This is a genomic window from Mucilaginibacter sp. (assembly GCF_041663085.1).
GTDB lineage: Bacteria > Bacteroidota > Bacteroidia > Sphingobacteriales > Sphingobacteriaceae > Mucilaginibacter.
This window is the reverse complement of sequence record NZ_JBAZRC010000024.1, coordinates 22,545-38,920: the sequence shown is the minus strand read 5'-3', so window position 1 is coordinate 38,920 and position 16,376 is coordinate 22,545. Positions and strand designations below refer to the sequence as shown.

The 16,376-nt window shown below is 43.1% G+C and carries 16 protein-coding genes; 10 read left to right on the top strand and 6 right to left on the bottom strand.

The window, feature by feature from the left end; translation table 11 throughout:
- From WC615_RS07560 to WC615_RS07550, 3 genes are all read left to right on the top strand, one after another.
- Window positions 1-381: cyclic pyranopterin monophosphate synthase MoaC (locus WC615_RS07560; RefSeq protein ID WP_372977501.1), on the top strand; the 381-nt coding region annotated here is incomplete at its 5' end.
- Window positions 362-1,543: an NTP transferase domain-containing protein gene (locus WC615_RS07555; RefSeq protein ID WP_372977500.1), complete on the top strand. Its 1,182-nt coding sequence runs from the start codon at window positions 362-364 to the stop codon at window positions 1,541-1,543. The genes WC615_RS07560 and WC615_RS07555, both read left to right, overlap by 20 nt.
- Window positions 1,530-2,588 carry a ThiF family adenylyltransferase gene (locus WC615_RS07550; RefSeq protein ID WP_372977499.1) on the top strand — a complete coding sequence of 353 codons (1,059 nt, stop codon included), beginning with the start codon at window positions 1,530-1,532 and terminating at the stop codon, window positions 2,586-2,588. The genes WC615_RS07555 and WC615_RS07550 overlap by 14 nt, the downstream gene beginning before the upstream one ends.
- Window positions 2,589-2,676: 88 nt before the next feature.
- Here the strand turns inward: WC615_RS07550 and WC615_RS07545 are convergent, their stop codons facing one another.
- Window positions 2,677-3,108 (bottom strand): molybdenum cofactor biosynthesis protein MoaE, encoded by a 432-nt coding sequence (locus tag WC615_RS07545; RefSeq protein ID WP_372977498.1) that lies wholly within the window; start codon window positions 3,106-3,108, stop codon window positions 2,677-2,679.
- Window positions 3,098-3,340: a molybdopterin converting factor subunit 1 gene (gene moaD, locus WC615_RS07540; RefSeq protein ID WP_372977497.1), complete on the bottom strand. Its 243-nt coding sequence runs from the start codon at window positions 3,338-3,340 to the stop codon at window positions 3,098-3,100. Before moaD ends, WC615_RS07545 begins: the two co-directional genes overlap by 11 nt.
- 109 nt (window positions 3,341-3,449) lie before the next feature.
- On the opposite strand from moaD, the gene fdhD reads away from it, so the two are divergent.
- Genes fdhD through WC615_RS07525 form a run of 3 tightly spaced genes read left to right on the top strand, consistent with a single transcriptional unit; the run spans window position 3,450 to window position 6,967 of the window.
- Window positions 3,450-4,325 carry a formate dehydrogenase accessory sulfurtransferase FdhD gene (gene fdhD, locus WC615_RS07535; protein ID WP_372977496.1) on the top strand — a complete coding sequence of 292 codons (876 nt, stop codon included), beginning with the start codon at window positions 3,450-3,452 and terminating at the stop codon, window positions 4,323-4,325.
- Window positions 4,303-4,668 (top strand): hypothetical protein, encoded by a 366-nt coding sequence (locus tag WC615_RS07530; protein ID WP_372977495.1) that lies wholly within the window; start codon window positions 4,303-4,305, stop codon window positions 4,666-4,668. Before fdhD ends, WC615_RS07530 begins: the two co-directional genes overlap by 23 nt.
- Window positions 4,652-6,967, top strand: coding sequence for an FdhF/YdeP family oxidoreductase (locus WC615_RS07525; protein WP_372977494.1), 2,316 nt, complete (start codon window positions 4,652-4,654; stop codon window positions 6,965-6,967). Before WC615_RS07530 ends, WC615_RS07525 begins: the two co-directional genes overlap by 17 nt.
- A 421-nt stretch (window positions 6,968-7,388) precedes the next feature.
- Here WC615_RS07525 and WC615_RS07520 read toward each other — a convergent pair whose 3' ends face one another.
- Both WC615_RS07520 and WC615_RS07515 read right to left on the bottom strand, forming a co-directional pair.
- Window positions 7,389-7,793, bottom strand: coding sequence for a pentapeptide repeat-containing protein (locus WC615_RS07520; protein ID WP_372977493.1), 405 nt, complete (start codon window positions 7,791-7,793; stop codon window positions 7,389-7,391).
- 113 nt (window positions 7,794-7,906) lie between these two features.
- Window positions 7,907-8,329, bottom strand: coding sequence for a secondary thiamine-phosphate synthase enzyme YjbQ (locus WC615_RS07515; RefSeq protein ID WP_372977492.1), 423 nt, complete (start codon window positions 8,327-8,329; stop codon window positions 7,907-7,909).
- A 160-nt stretch (window positions 8,330-8,489) separates the two neighbouring features.
- On the opposite strand from WC615_RS07515, the gene WC615_RS07510 reads away from it, so the two are divergent.
- The 3 genes from WC615_RS07510 to WC615_RS07500 all read left to right on the top strand — a co-directional run bounded on the left by WC615_RS07510 (window position 8,490) and on the right by WC615_RS07500 (window position 11,075).
- Window positions 8,490-10,262: an ATP-binding protein gene (locus WC615_RS07510; protein WP_372977491.1), complete on the top strand. Its 1,773-nt coding sequence runs from the start codon at window positions 8,490-8,492 to the stop codon at window positions 10,260-10,262.
- A gap of 85 nt (window positions 10,263-10,347) precedes the next feature.
- The gene (arsN2, locus tag WC615_RS07505) at window positions 10,348-10,779 is read left to right on the top strand and encodes an arsenic resistance N-acetyltransferase ArsN2 (RefSeq protein WP_372977490.1); all 432 of its coding nucleotides are present in this window, start codon (window positions 10,348-10,350) and stop codon (window positions 10,777-10,779) included.
- A gap of 29 nt (window positions 10,780-10,808) precedes the next feature.
- On the top strand, window positions 10,809-11,075 hold the full coding sequence (locus WC615_RS07500) for a DUF4342 domain-containing protein (RefSeq protein WP_191177268.1): 267 nt from the start codon (window positions 10,809-10,811) through the stop codon (window positions 11,073-11,075).
- A 4-nt stretch (window positions 11,076-11,079) separates the two neighbouring features.
- Here WC615_RS07500 and WC615_RS07495 read toward each other — a convergent pair whose 3' ends face one another.
- The gene (locus WC615_RS07495; protein ID WP_372977489.1) at window positions 11,080-13,014 is read right to left on the bottom strand and encodes a tetratricopeptide repeat protein; all 1,935 of its coding nucleotides are present in this window, start codon (window positions 13,012-13,014) and stop codon (window positions 11,080-11,082) included.
- A gap of 224 nt (window positions 13,015-13,238) precedes the next feature.
- On the opposite strand from WC615_RS07495, the gene WC615_RS07490 reads away from it, so the two are divergent.
- Entirely contained in the window at window positions 13,239-13,541 is a 303-nt protein-coding gene (locus WC615_RS07490) for a hypothetical protein (protein ID WP_372977488.1), read from the top strand.
- A gap of 12 nt (window positions 13,542-13,553) precedes the next feature.
- Here WC615_RS07490 and WC615_RS07485 read toward each other — a convergent pair whose 3' ends face one another.
- Window positions 13,554-16,337: a hypothetical protein gene (locus WC615_RS07485; protein WP_372977487.1), complete on the bottom strand. Its 2,784-nt coding sequence runs from the start codon at window positions 16,335-16,337 to the stop codon at window positions 13,554-13,556.
- Between the last annotated feature and the right edge of the window lie 39 nt (window positions 16,338-16,376).

The window sequence follows — 16,376 nt, the reverse complement described above, 5'->3', positions numbered from 1 at the left end:
ATTGTGGTGTTGCCTGATGAAGTATTGGCGCATTTGGTTGGTGGCGATCTGCAAACTAAAAAAGGGTCGGTGTTTCAAACGGCTGTTATCGCCGGTATTATGGCCGCCAAAAAAACCGGCGACCTGATACCGCTTTGCCATCCGCTTGGCATGGATAACTGCAAGGTTACTATTGAGTTATCTAATAATAATGAAGTAATTATTGAATGCACGGCAAGTATCACAGCCAAAACAGGCATTGAAATGGAAGCATTGGTTGGCGCATCAATAGCGGCCCTAACCGTGTACGATATGTGCAAGGCCATGAGCCATGATATTGTGATAAAGGAAACCAAACTGATCTCAAAAACAGGAGGTAAGCGTGACTTTAAACGAGCATAAAAAGCACACCAATATTGCCCGCCCCGCCATGGGTAACTTCGCCCGGAATGAATGGGCTATACTTGGCGGGCCATGTACAGTGATCAAGTTCCTGGCCGACCAGGTGATCACAGCTTTATCGCCCCAATACCAATGCGCTTATGCAGATACTTCGCATAATGATGATATAGTTGGCATGCCCGGCAAACTGGCCAGTGGCGCAGCGTTAGAGTATACAGATCAGCTTAATCATAGTCAGCTGAATTATAAGTCGGGCTTAACGCCATTTACACAACGCGAGCTATTCTCGGCCATGGATCTGGTATTGGTTAATGGAAACCATCAGCCAGCAAAAGCGCAGGTGGTTATTATCGACAGTAACAAAAAAGCATCTCTGCAGCGCAGGCTCGAACAATTGACCAATGTGCAGCTTTTCCTTTTTGCCGACAATGCCGAGGGCGTGTTTGATTATATACAGGAAGCCATCCCTAATTGGGAGCAGATCCCGGTGCTGAGTTTAAATAACGACACCCGGCAGATCATCGAATTCTTTCAAACCAAATTACAGCAAGCCAAACCCGTTTTAAACGGATTGGTATTGGCCGGCGGTAAAAGCACGCGTATGGGTTTTGATAAAGGCGAGGTAAACTGGTACGGTAAAGAACAGCGTTATTATATGGCCGATCTGCTGAAAAAGTATTGCCACCAGGTTTATATTTCCTGCCGGGATGAGGAGCAGCAAAAGACGATAAGTGCCGATTATTCAAGTCTGCCCGATACCTTTACCGGTCTTGGCCCCTTTGGCGCCATCCTCTCTGCTTTTCGCGAGCAGCCGGATGCGGCATGGCTGGTTATAGCCTGCGACCTGCCTTTAGTAGATGCTGATGTGATACAGCATTTGGTGGATAACCGCAATACAGCCACTATTGCTACGGCTTATAAAAGTGATTATAAAGACTTTCCTGAACCGTTGATAACTATTTATGAACCAAAAAGTTATCCTGTTTTACTTCAATATTTAGCGCAGGGGTATTCCTGCCCGCGTAAGGTGCTTATAAACAGCGATGTTGCCGTGTTGCAATCGCCTGACCCTGATGCTTTGTCCAATATAAACACACCCGAAGAACTGGAGAGGATAAAGCGCATCCTTCATCAAAAAATTGCGACTAATGATGCATCCTGATCTGTTGCGATATAGTTGCCAGGTAGCGCTGCCCGGTTTCGGTGAAACGGCGCAGCAACTTTTAAAACAGGCAAAGGTACTGGTAGTGGGTGCAGGCGGTTTGGGTTGCCCAGCCGCGCAGTACCTGGCATCAAGCGGTGTGGGTACGCTGGCTATTGCAGATTTTGATACGGTTTCGATAAGTAACCTGCACAGGCAGGTGTTATACAATCCAACAGATGCAGGGCAGCTAAAAGCAGAGGTGGCGTGTAAGCGGTTACAAGATCAAAATCCGGATATTACCTTATTGCCGATAACAGACAAAATAACTTCAGCCAACGTACTGCAAATAATTGATGCCTATGATGTTATTGTTGACGGTACCGACAATTTTGAAACCCGTTATTTACTGAACGATGCTGCTGTGCTAACCGGCAAGCCCGTAGTGTACGGGGCTATTTACCAATTTGAAGGGCAAGTTGCCGTATGGAATATATCAAATGAGGATGGGAGCTATTCACCTAATTACCGCGACCTGTATCCACAGGTAGATGCCACACAGGTGCCTAATTGCTCGGTGGGCGGTGTGATACCTACGCTGGCCGGAATTATTGGTTGTATGCAGGCTAATGAGGTTATAAAGCTAATTACGAATACCGGTGAGCCTCTTATTGGTAAAGTGTTACTGTTCGACGCCCAAACCATGCAAAGCATGGTGATCAAATTAGGGATATCAACTAAAACTAAAATTACCGCCTTGCAGCAAACTACACAAATTCCTACCATTACCGCCAAAGCAACAAAAGAGGGGTTGGCAACTCATACATTAGAACTCGTAGACGTACGCACCGACCAGGAGCGTGATGAATTTGACATAGGCGGAATGCACTTTGAGTTGGACGAGGTAGAAGATAACCTTGATGAGTTTAAGCCCGGTAAAACCTATGTATTCTATTGTTCATCAGGCAAAAGGAGCGGGGAAGCTGTAAAACTACTTCAACAGAAATTGCCGGGTATTAAGGCGTATTCTTTGGAAGGCGGGTTAGGTTCCTGGAACCGGGATTAAGCAGATTTTTACGATTGATAGGATTTTGATTTGCATAATCATCACTACAATCAAAATCGCTCAATCCGCTTAATCGTATAAATCCCGGTCACGGATGCGCGGCTACCCAAACTTCTCCATCTTCAAAAAATTCTTTTTTCCAGATAGGTACGGTTTGTTTCAGGGTGTCTATGATGTATCGGCAAGCCTCAAAAGCAGCGTCGCGATGGGCGGCAGATACGGCTATAATAACAGGGATCTCACCAACCTGCAGCGTACCGCTACGGTGATGCACCAGCACTTTCTGTACCGGCCATTGTTTAAATACTTGTTCAGTTATTTTATTTATTTCATTGATAGCCATTTTGTTATAGGCCTCAAAATCAAGTTTTAGTACAGTTTTGCCTTTGGTGGCATTGCGTACGGTGCCTATAAAAACATCAATCCCGCCGGAGTCGGGCGACATCACCCAATCAATGCATTGCTGTATGTTTAAAGATTCGGTATGTATTTCTATCTGGGTTTGCATCTTATCCTCCACTAACAGGTGGGATTATCGCCACTTCATCACGTTCGGTAATAATAAGTTTGTCTTCAGCATATTCGTTATTCACGGCTACCATATAGCTGGCTAGTTGCTTTAGTTTGGGATATCTTTCTTCAAGCAGGGCTTTCATATCGGCAGTTGTTGCAGCGTCAGTTAGCTCAACTGTTATCGTCGATACCCCGAATATGTCTTTGGCAATGCCGAATGCCAGTATATTGATCTCCATAATTTATCCCTGTTACAAATATGCAACAATCTTAATCATAACATAAATTATCATGCTATGGTTGTGTTAAAACAAGAACAATATTTACTGCCAAATTGTATATTTGATTATGGCCAATAACGCTGTTCAGCAAATACAGGTTACCCGAATAACTGATGGCATAAGTGAAGACCTATCCGACGCTATCGCTATTGAAGAACCTTTAGAGATCCGTTTAGAGCACGGCCCGGCAGGGGAGCGCAAAGTGCAGAATATTTCCGTCACCATGCGCACGCCCGGTAATGATGCAGAGCTGGCCACAGGCTTTTTATTTACCGAAGGCATCATCAAAAATGCCTCAGATATCCGTGCAACCGAACATTGCTTTATAGCCTGCGCCGATAACCGCGAGAATGTGATACAAGTTAGTCTTGCCGAAAACGTAATCCCGCACCTGCAAAATACCGAACGCAATTTCTACACAACATCCAGCTGCGGGGTTTGCGGTAAAGGTTCAATAAACGCTATACGTACTGTTAGTAATTATATTGATGGACAGGTAGATAATAATTTTATATCAACTGAAATTATAACTACCCTGCCCGACAAATTACGCCAGCATCAAAAGGTATTTGCTGATACCGGAGGCTTGCATGCATCAGCTTTATTTACTACAGATGGTGATTTGCTGTTAGTCCGCGAGGATGTGGGTCGGCATAATGCTTTGGATAAACTGATCGGTGCTGCCATTAAACAATATAGCCTGCCCCTAGATAAAACGGTATTGTTATTAAGCGGCCGCGCCAGTTTTGAGCTGGTGCAAAAAGCCGCAATGGCAGGCATCAATATTATTGCCGCGGTAGGTGCGCCATCAAGTCTGGCGGTGCAACTGGCACAAGAGTTTAACATTACGCTGGTCGGCTTTTTGCGCGGGCAGCGGTTCAATATTTATACAGCGCCACAGCGCATTTTAATACCCAGTTATGAAAATTCGTATCAAAAATAACGGACTACGATACCGCCTTACCCGTAGCGAGGTAGAGGCATTTGCCCGGGATGGTCTTTTTAAAGAGAAGGTACAAATCGGCGATGATGCGCTCACCTACATTCTGCAACGAACTGTAGAAGCCGAATTATCAGCATCATTTAAAAATAACATTATTACTATGCTGGTACCCGAAAGTATGGCCGATGAATGGACCGGCAGCGACCAGGTTGGTTTTGAACGCAAAACAGATGAACTGCATTTACTGGTCGAGAAAGATTTTACCTGTTTGGATGAGGTAGATGAAGACCAGAGCGATAATTATCCAAACCCTTTAGCTAATAATTATGAGCAAAGAAACTAAGGAGCAACCCGCCGCCGAAAATCCTGAAGAATTACATAATTTAAAGGTTACCAAACCCAAAGAATGGGCTGCCGGTATACCTGCGGTAGCGGCAGCGTTGGCAGATGTTTTTGAAGAAACCGGCGTTGTACGCGGCCCCGGCGCATTGTTTAAAATGAACCAAAAGGGTGGATTCGATTGCTCAAGTTGTGCCTGGCCTGACCCTGACGATGACCGTTCGCCGGTAGCTGAGTATTGTGAGAACGGGGCCAAAGCATTGGCGGAAGAAGCCACCACCAAAAAGCTAGCCCCTGAGTTTTTCGCCCAAAATTCTGTTGCCGACCTGGCTAAACTGGATGATATGGAAATTGGTAAAAAAGGGCGTATCGCGCAGCCAATGTATCTGCCAAAAGGCGGTACGCATTATCAGCCCATCAGTTGGGATGATGCTTTTCATAAAATTGGCGATAAGCTAAACAGCCTCAATTCGCCGAATGAGGCCGCATTTTACACATCGGGCCGTACCAGTAACGAGGCATCGTTTGTTTACCAGCTTTTTGTGCGTGAATTTGGCACCAATAACATGCCCGATTGCTCTAATATGTGCCATGAATCTACCAGTGTGGGGCTTGCCGAGGCTATAGGCATAGGCAAAGGCACCGTTACCCTGTATGATTTTTACGATACGGATGTGATCATCATTATGGGGCAAAACCCCGGCACCAACCACCCCAGGATGCTTACCGCTTTGGAGAAAGCGAAAAATAAAGGCTCAAAGATCATCGCCGTAAACCCGCTGCATGAGGCCGGGCTGATGGGCTTTAAAAACCCGCAAACGGTTAAAGGTATTATGGGTATTACCACCCAACTGGCCGACTTATACCTGCAGGTACAAATAAACGGTGATATGGCCTTACTTAAAGCCCTGCAAAGGCTTTTATACGATGCAGAGCAGCAAGAGCCGGGTAAGGTATTCGATAAAGAATTTATTGAGAAAAGCACCGTTGGGTATACTGAGTTTATAGAGCGTGTAAAACACTTTAATGTAGACGCCTTATGCGCAGCTGCCGGTGTACCGGTTGAGCAGGTAAAGGAAGCAGCCAATCTGTTAAAACACAAAAGTAAAATTATAATTTGCTGGGCCATGGGTGTTACGCAGCATAAGAATGGCGTAGACACGGTTAAAGAAATTGTGAACCTTACCCTGCTTAAAGGCAGTATAGGCAAAGCAGGGGCGGGATTATTCCCTGTACGCGGCCATAGTAATGTGCAGGGTAACCGCACCATGATGATATGGGATAAACCCAAAAAGAAACATTTAGATAAACTAAAAGAACTATACGGCTTTAGCCCGCCGCAACAAAACGGTTTTGACGTAGTAGAATCTATCAAAGCTATGCAAGAGGGTAAGCTGAAAGTGTTTTTTGCCATGGGCGGCAATTTCCTTTCGGCTACGCCGGATACTACCTATACCGCCGATGCTATGCGCAAGCTGGAACTGAGCGTGCATGTATCCACCAAATTAAACCGCAGCCATTTGGTGCATGGCGAGGAAGCGATCATCCTGCCTACACTTGCCCGCAGCGATAAGGATGTAATAAACGGCGAAGACCAGTTCATTAGCTGTGAAAACTCGATGGGGGTGGTGCAAATGTCGAAAGGTATCCTGGAGCCGGTATCAAAAGATCTACTGAACGAAACACAAATAGTTTGCGAACTGGCTAAAGCAACATTGGCTAACCGCACAGTTATTGATTGGGACAAGTTTGCCAATAGTTATGATGCCGTACGTGATGATATAGGCAAGGTGATACCCGGTTTTGAGAACTATAATCAGCGTGTGCGCCTGCCGGGAGGCTTTTACCTGCCGAATGGGGCACGTGAAGGTAAGTTTGAAACAGAAAAGTTTAAGGACAAAGCCCCTTTCACCATTACACAGTTGCCTGAGCATAAAATAGCCGATGATGAATATATGATGACCACCATCCGCAGCCACGATCAGTTTAACACAACCATTTACGGTATGGACGACAGGTACCGTGGCATCCATAACGAACGCAGGGTGATATTCATGAACCCTAAAGATATTGCCAAAGCCGGTTTTATGCAGGGCGATAAGGTTGATCTGTTTAATTACTTTGATGGCATAGAACGCGTTGCCCGGCTGTTTATCATCGTTCCTTATAATATCCCCGAACGAAACACGGCAACCTATTATCCCGAAGGAAACGTTTTAGTGCCTATAAACAGTGTGGCCGATAAGAGTAACTGCCCAACAAGTAAACTGGTGTTTATAAAGATCAGGAAGCATGTGGAGTAGCGTCCTGTTCCACTGAGAAATGGAACAAGTGGGACAAACGGAACATGTTGATAGTTAATGTATTAATGTTTTTATTTTGCCGCCATATCTAAAGTGTTACTTTGTCTTTTTTGCTATAAAAATCTATATATCAGTATATTATAAGAATATGATTTTTGTTCCACTTTTTGGAAATGGGACAAAAAAATTAACGGGCAAAATCCACAAAAAAACGACTTTCTTTCGCCTTTTTTCGACCTTGATTCGACCTTTTCCGGCTTCGCAATATCAATAAAAAGAAAATAGGTTTTTTTAATAAATATTTGATTTATAGGTATTTATAAATTACAGGCTGTTCCATTTCGTTCCATTTTGTCTCGTAACGAACGCATAGGTTTGCCGGCGAATGGATGCGGCACGAGTTGCAGTATCACCAAAAAGGTTACTTATCCTTATACGCCTGCAACAGATCCTCCACCAAAATACCGTTAATACTCATGCCGGTAAGGTTACAATTGCTGATGTTTACACCGTTTAAATTGCAGTCGGTTATGGTACTGTCGTTTAAATCGCAGTTGTCAAACTTAAGCGGGCGATGCATGGCGTTGGCGTCATAATAAGGATGTCCTTTAGGTGGCATACCTATATTGTGGATATACGCACCACCCATTTGCGCGCCATTAATTTCCAGGTCGCTTAAATTGGCATCAGATATTTTAACGTTTGTGGCCGATACATCATCCATTGTTAACCCGTTAATGCACGACATCCTGATGGTGGAGTTTTCCATCCGGGCCTCGTAAACGTTTAATTGTTTGGCGGTATTTATGATCTCTATCAGTTCCATAATAATCAATATTGGTTGGTATAAAGGTCGCAAAATGTAGCCAACATGTGCGGTGCTATTGCGCCATAAAAGAGGTAATTAACGACATTCTTCCGAATAGGCTCAGGATGACATTACTCCCCCCAGGCAGTAATTATTAATCGCCTTGTGCCACCATGGTTACGGTGTTCGCATAAATAGATGCCTTGCCAGGTCCCCAGGGCCAGCCGGCCGTTGCGGATGGGGATGGTTACCGAGCAACCCAGCATGGCCGCCTTGAGGTGCGCGGGCATATCGTCGGGGCCTTCGTCATCATGGCGGTAGTCGGGGTCGTTCTCGGGTACAGCTTTGTTAAAGTACATTTCAAAATCCTGCCTTACGGTTGGGTCGGCATTTTCATTGATGCTTAACGATGCCGATGTATGTTGTATAAATACCTGGCAAATGCCTGTTTTAATGTCGTGGAGTTGTGGCATTGCTTCTATAACCTCATAGGTGATGATATGGAAGCCACGGCGTTTTTGGGGAAGATCAAGCGTTTGCTGAAAAATTTTCATACGGGTAAGATATATAATATTATACAACCCAAAAGGGTAACAAGTTCTTAAAAAGATCAATAACCGGGTTTTGGCATACTACATATGTAGTATTTTGATAATAAATCAGTTATGGCGAAGCAATAGTATCTACATTCAGGGTAATAATTAAAACCATATCATGTACCGTATCCCCTTAACCGTACTGTTTATTGCATTTAGCAGCCTTAACACATCAGCACAAACTACCAGGCAATTACTTGATTCGGCCCGGTATAATAAAACCAAAGATTTCGCTAAAGTTATTGCTTATTCAACAAAAGCCTACGAAAAAGCAAAGGCGGATAAGCAAACTAAGCTTGAGGCCGAAGGCGCGTTTGTACGTGGCCTGGGTAATTACCTGTCTGGCAAGTATGATGAGTGCCTGCGCTGGTACTTTGAATCTGAACGCCTTTATACCAGCGTAAAAGATACCAGCGGCCTGGCCGAGCTGTATTCTGATATGACCATTTTTTACCTGCGCGTTAAAAAGTTTAAAGAGGCAGATGAGGTAAGTAAAAAAGCCATACAATATGCAGCTGCCATAAACAATAAAAGGCAATTGCCAACCGCCGTAAACAACCGTGGATTGATGTTTTTGGATATTGAAAAACTTGATAGTGCCATTGTATATTTTAAAAACAGTTATGGGCTGTATAAAAACATAAACGATAAGCTGGGCATGTCATACGCGCTCGATTACCAGGCCTCGGCGCTGTCTGGGAAAAATGAGCTGGACGCCGCGTTAAGGGCACTTGGCGAAAGCAAACAGCTACGGGCAGGCGTAGGCGATAAAATAGGCGAGGTGCTGGCCATTACCAATATGGGCGAAATATACCTTAAACAAAACCGGTTTAAAGAAGCCACCCAAAATTTTCTGCAAACGGTTAGCGGGGCAAAGGCGTTAAAATATACCGAACTTGAGTTGTACGGTTACGAAATACTTGGGCAAACTTACGCCGCACAGGGTTTATTTAAACAGGCGTATGGATACCAAAAGCAGCACCTTGAACTGAAAGAAAAGGCGATGGATGCCAAACACAATAAGGATATTGAAGAGCTGCAAACCAGGTACGAAACCGTTAAAAAAGAACAACAAAACAAACTGCTCACGGCGCAGTCAAAAGAGCAGCAGGCCGAGCTTAGCCGCAACCAGATAGGTATATATGCCTTAATTGCAACTATCGTTTTTACAGCCATTATATTTTACCTTGTTTACAACAGGTACAGGGTTAAGCAACAGGCACGTTTCCGCGAAGCGATGCTGGAAGAAGAACACCTGCGCGCCCGGGGCATTATGGATGCCGAGGAGAACGAACGCCAGCGCCTTGCCCGCGAACTGCACGATGGTATTGGCCAGTTACTTTGCAGCGCACGCCGGCAGCTGGAGTTTGCACAACTGGATGGAATTAATGATGCAGATGATAATGCCGCCCTGCAAATGCTGGACGATTCGATAAAAGAAGTGCGCGACCTTTCGCACAGTATGATGCCGCCATATATCCTTAACAAAAACCTGCGGGAGGCAATTGAAGAGTTTATATGCAGGCTAAACAATAAGGAACTGGTTAATATTTATACCGAATGGGTAAATACTGATGTAATTGCCATTGATAAAACAACTACGCTTATGCTTTACCGCAGCGTTCAGGAGATCATATCAAACGTGTTTAAACACGCCAGGGCAAAAAATATCCATATCGAACTGGTGAACCATGATACCGAACTAACCCTGATGATAGTAGATGATGGTATTGGTTTTGATAAGGAAATGCTGTTTAAAACCAGTAAAGGCCTGGGGCTCAAAAATATTGAATCGCGTATTGCCTATATTGGCGGCAGCCTGGATATTGATACCATGCCAGGCAAAGGTGTAACCTATGTGATAGAATTGCCTTTGCTAAGCGTAGCCTGATAGCGTTATTCGGGGCCTTTAACCTGCAAAGCCTGGTTAATACAAAACAATCTAAAACGTATCTGCTTATATCTATAAACTACGTATGAATATCGAAATAAAACCCGCGGAGCTTTACAGAGATGAAGTAATTGAGCTATTAGCTGCTCTGAAATTACCGACAGTTGATTTACCCGGATTGCTTAACAACTTTTTTGTAGCGATAGATAATAACGCCATAACAGGAGTTGTGGGTTTAGAAATTTATGGTAATTATGGTTTATTACGTTCGTTGGCAGTTAATAGCGGTTTAAATAACAAAGGTATTGGCGCCGCGTTGCTTAAAAGAATAGAAACGCTGGCTACAGAGCAAGGGCTAGGGGCAATTTATTTGCTTACCGAAACCGCTAAAGATTACTTTGAGCATAAAGGATATGAGCACATTGCCCGTATGGATATCCCGGAAGAAGTAAAGGCGGCATCAGAATTTACGCATGTTTGCCCGGATACTGCCGTGGCCATGCAAAAATCATTGTAACTTTAGGGAGGATTTAATATCTAACCTATATGACAACAAAAGAAACTTTTAGCCTGCACGGTAAAAACCTGGTCAATAAAGTTAAAGAGCTTATTGAAGAGGGCAACATTACCAGCATCAGTATTAATGATAAATACGGAAAAACGTTGGCTCATTTTCCGTTAACTATTGGGGTGGTGGCTGCAGTTGTAGCACCGGTATTGGCAGCAATTGGCGCATTGGCCATATTTGTGGGCGAATGCAGCCTGGTGGTTGAACGCGAAGTGGATGATGAAGAAGCGAAAAAGCCCGAATAACCTATCAGGCCTTTTTTAGCTTTATAGTAAATGCGGAGCCTACACCGGGTTTGCTTTCGGTAGTTATGCTGCCGCCGTTTATTTCTATAAACTCCTTACATAACAACAACCCAAGGCCGGTACCGGCTTCGTTGCCTGTGCCACGCGTACTTTCTGTACCACGGTTAAACAAATTTTTTAACTTGTTGGGCTCTATACCAATCCCACTGTCATTTACTGTAATGGCTACCTCAGTATCACTGATTGCCGTATTTATCAAAACCTCTCCGCCCGGTTTACTGAATTTTATAGCATTAGATAATAAATTACGGATAATAAATTCAAAATGGTCGGCATCAGCTATAACTACTGTATCAGCAGCTACCGCATTAATTATCCTGATGCCTTTGGTATCGGCAACTCCCGAAAGAAAGATCACCGCACGTTGTACTAACGGGTTTACTTGCAGGGCTGTTTGGTTTAGGGGAATACCTTTTATTTGCATTTGGCCCCACCTAAGTAAACTATCAAGTGTTTCTAAAGATGCCGTTGTATTTATTTCAAGGCGTTGCAGTATCTCTTTACGTTGTTCTGGTTCCAGGTCGTCATCAATGATCTGTAACAGGTTAAGTACCGATATAAAAGGCGAACGTAAATCATGCCCGAGTACTGAAAATAGCTTATCCTTAACCGTATTTGATTCCTGCAGGTCGGTATTTGTTTTGTGAAGCAAATGGTTTAGGTGGCGCGTTTTGAAATAATAAAAAGCCAATATAATAAGGATGATGATAACCCCAGCCAGTATTATTAAGGTAACCTTTCGCTCAAGCACCTGTTTGTTATTTGCAAAACGTAATTCCTGCACACGGGCCTTTGACTGGTTTAGCTCAAAAGCATCCTGCAGGCTTACTATCTGTTTTGACATTTTCTTGTAGAAGAACTCATCAGCCAATTGGTATTGCTTTTTACGCGCGTTGTAAGCCGCTTTATAATCCTGCTGATGTTCATAAATATCGGCAATAGCGTTCAGCTCATCTATTTGTTCTTTATAGGCGTTCTTACTTTCAGATAATTGCAGGGCCTGTTTCCAGTAGAATAAGGAATTGCCCGGGTCGGCCTTGCCATAAGTGGTTGCCAGGCCGGTTAGGGTTTGTATCTGGCGAATGTAGTTGTTTATCTTCCGGGCTTTCTCAAGCGCCGATTTTTGCAGTTCGATAGATGTTTTGATATCACCTTCTTTAGCATATACAGATGCAAGCGTATTGGTTAAGGTAATATTTAGCCCCTGGTATTGAGGTACATTACTTAGTTCAATGCCTTTTAATAAATAGGGTTTAGCCTCGGCAAACTTACCTGTTTCGCGATAAGCTATGCTGATATCATTAAAAAGGTTGAGCGACAGGTTTGAAAAGGGGATACGGTTATTTATTTTTTCGGCAGTGCGGTAATAGCCAATGGCTTCGGAATATTTCTTTTGGCCGGCAAAAGCTTCGCCCAGGGTAATATAGCTCTCCATTTGGCCAAGCAGGTTGCCGTTGTGCTGGCTTAAATCAAGCGACTTTAAAAAGTAATCAATGGCTTTATCGTACTGGCCCTTGCGCAACTCAACCACACCCAGCCGGATGTTTTCTGTAGCCATGCCTTTTGTATGGCCGGCCTGTTTATAAAGTTCAAGTGATTTCAGGTATTTTTTTCGCGAGTCATCATACTGCCCTAAATTATCATCTATCATCCCCAACTGATTAAGCATCAGGGCCTGGCCCGGTACGTTTTTTAATTGTTTGGCAAGGGTAAGCCCAATATTGGCAAAGTAAACAGCTGAGTCGGGCTTGTTGTACCGGTAACGGGAAACCAATTTGTTATAATATTCAATTGTATCCGCAGGTGGTTGAGCGGCGCATAACGTTTGCGGGGCAGTAGCTAAAAGTATGATAACAGCAATACTTCTATAAAAATACATAGGTATATGCAAACTCAATTTCAATTATATAGTTTGTTTAGCGCCAGTAATTAAGGGGATCAAATATACCAAATTATACATTTTTATTGGGCCTGATTGCCCTGTTTTTCAATTTTTAGTTAATTTTACCCCTGTATTAATATAATATTATGTTATTGAAAAGTTAACAATTAATCAAACAACTTACACGTATTTTTGTCATAACAATATAATCTTAAAGCAATATGGTGATCTTAAAAGTTGGTACAGAAAACGAAACCGAGAAGCACGTTGAAATTGTTACTGAAAGAGGTGTATGGGGAAGCGGCGCATACAAAATATTTACCGCAAAATTCCTGAATAAGCTTTACCACAAGGATGTTCCGAATGAACCTACAGACAGCAACGACCCGAATTTTTTGGGCGAGATAAGCATAGACAAAGAAAAAGAGAAATGGGAATACAAAGGCACTAAACTAAAAATGCCTGAGTTGAAAAAAATAGTTGATTTTATTTTCGACTATAACGCGCCCGACGCGGTTTATTAATAGATACCCATTTTAATTTACATCGCTTAAATTAAAGTACAGCCTGTCTACAGTTAGTAGAGGTATGTTCGAATCTTTGAGCGATGTAAATATATCCATCTCAAAATACAGCCTTGGTTCAATATCTTCAGGGCTTGCGGTATCAAGCCAGTTTTTGATACCGTTATATAGATCTTGTGCAACATCGCCTTTATTTGCGCTGCCAATTAATATTGGGGGCATTAATAATACTGGCAAAGATACACTTGGCGAAAAGCTACCCTCGCCAATTTTATACTCATAGCTTACCTTAATTGCTGTATCGTGAGTTACACCGTTAGTACTACTAAACAATAATTGTAAGCAATCCTTTAAATTGGCTTTAGCCGGTTTAGGATTTATGCTTTGCAGGTCAAGTTCAACACCATTCCAAAATAAACCGGGCATAAATGTTGGTATGCCGCTATTTTGAGGGATGGTGTATATAAAGCGCTCATCCGTAGTGTAGTGCCCGCCTTTGGGGTTTGGCAGCAGGTTTTTATTACGGGTTTCATTTACCAGAAGGGTTATATTCTCATCACTTAAAATATCAAGTGATGAGATTTTTATTAGCGGCGAAAGTTGCGCTAGTTGACTGTTGAACAGTAATGGTTCCTTTGCAGCAGAAACGTACGTGTAACTTTTGGAAATGCTTGCATCATTTTCAACTGTATCAAACAAAATGGCATCGTAACCATCTATTAACAGCAAGGGCAGGGTTAATTGTGTTGACTGCCCTTTATTGGCGGTAACCTGTATAAGCAAGCGGTTATCAGTAAGCGGTTTTACTGGCCCTTGTTTAAGCGTAAAACTATAATTGGCTGTAGGGCTTTGGTTTAACTGATCGGCCCTTAATGTCGCATTTGTACTGCTTAAGGCGCCTTTTACATTATTTATTAACTCCGATAGCGCAATTAATGCCGGTAAGGCTACTTTATAAGCGTTACTATCAACCGTTGTAGCATTATTAATAAGCGGTAACGATGCTTTCAGGTCTGCACTTATCTGCGGATAAACGCTTAAAAATTGTGCCAGATTTTCAAACAGATTGTTCGGCTCGCTGTAACCGGAAACAGCCGGTAAGTCAGCATTGTTAATAATAAGTTGGGTTTCTACAATATCCTGTGCTATGGCGGGTTGGATGTATTGATAAATATAATCGTAAAATTTTACATTTTGAATGGTAACGGCATTATCCGCATATGTTTTCTCGTTAGTCTGATCAACAATGGACAGTGCCTGAGGATACGCCCGCAAAACCAGCGGTACATTGGCAGAAAGTATTGTTGAATTAGCCGTCGGCGGGATAATAAAGCTCAACGGAATAATAACGCCCTCATCAAATTTATAATCGAGCCCTGTAGGCTGATAGTTAACACTGATGGGTAAATAGCTTTGCAGCCTTGCGTTAGTGGCTTTTACGGTAAATGAAACGGATGATGTAGCTGTGTTTGGTATCAGCGCTTCAGAGAATGATGCAGACCTGGTGGCCGATACTGGCACAATTTTACCGTACAGGTTAACCAATTCGGAACTGCTGTTTGCAGATACCGAAGCATTAAATTGAACAATAGCAGTACCTGAATAAAAGTTAGCCAGTTTATAGTTAAGCTGATCGGTTAAATGTTGGGCTGCACTATCCAAATTTGATGTTTGTTCGATTACTACTGGTGCAAGCAGTTTAACCAGTTTTGCGGCAATGCCCGTTTTTGTTGCCAGGATATCCTGAAGCGGGTTTACGCCATCCGGGTGTTGTAATGTATTAAGCGTTGCGCAGGTTAGTACGGCATCCATCGTTGGCTTAGAAAGAACACTGTCAACACTTTTCAGGAAAATCGACATCCATGCATCCAAATCTATATTTTGATACTGAAGATCTGTTTTGGGGGCATTCCAGTCAATTCCCTGGCCGCTGGTGTAAGGCGATACGTTTACATTGCCGCTGATAAGATTTTTTGACAATGGTGCCGGGGCAAATGAGGTGGCTATATCCGGGCTTAGGTTATAAGAAACACCGTTGCCTGTATCACTATCTGCCCAGCGTACGGCCCATAGCTGGGTTGCATTATTGTAATCACCACGGCCAATAGCTAATTTTAACTGTGAGCCCAGTGTTTTAAACGTCGTTTCAAAATTTTGAGCAAATGCTTTTTGCCCTGCTTTTAACGATACCCCCATTTTTATATCGGGCAGTATAAATTTGGTAGCCTGGCTTACCTGCAAACTGGTATCGGCATCTATTCGGCTGATAACTAAGCTAGCCCCAATTTCAAAAATATTATTTCCCTCTAATGCCCCTGTTATTGGTAATAAAACAGGTTTCATTACAGGTGTGCGGGCAACGTGTTTTTGTTTGGAGGTATCATCCAATAATCGTTGCAGCCAGGTGGTGATAGATTTAATAAACTTTGATAAACTAACAATATCTTCTTCGGCAAAGCTGATGGGGGCGGCAGGGCATAGGGTGGTTGTAGCCGCGTGTTTGATTATGCGCAATTGCTCGTCGGGTTTTTCGTCGGTAGCATACAGCCAACTTAGCTGGTAAAGGATGTTCTTGAAAATAACCAGGTCGGCCGTTGTTTTTTGCTGCCATGTGGTATCCGCTTTATCTGCCTGTGGCAGATAACTACCGGCATCAAATTTATAATTTAGCTGTAAATAGGGGATTGGCCCTATATTTTTGAAAGCATATTTTATGGTTATAGCAGGCCATTGTTCGTAGCCTATAGTATCAAGTGTGTAACCCTGTTTTTGCCCCGAGTTTACAGATAAGTTCATGATGCAGGAGTGTAAAGTTTAGGCTATCAAGATAATGTA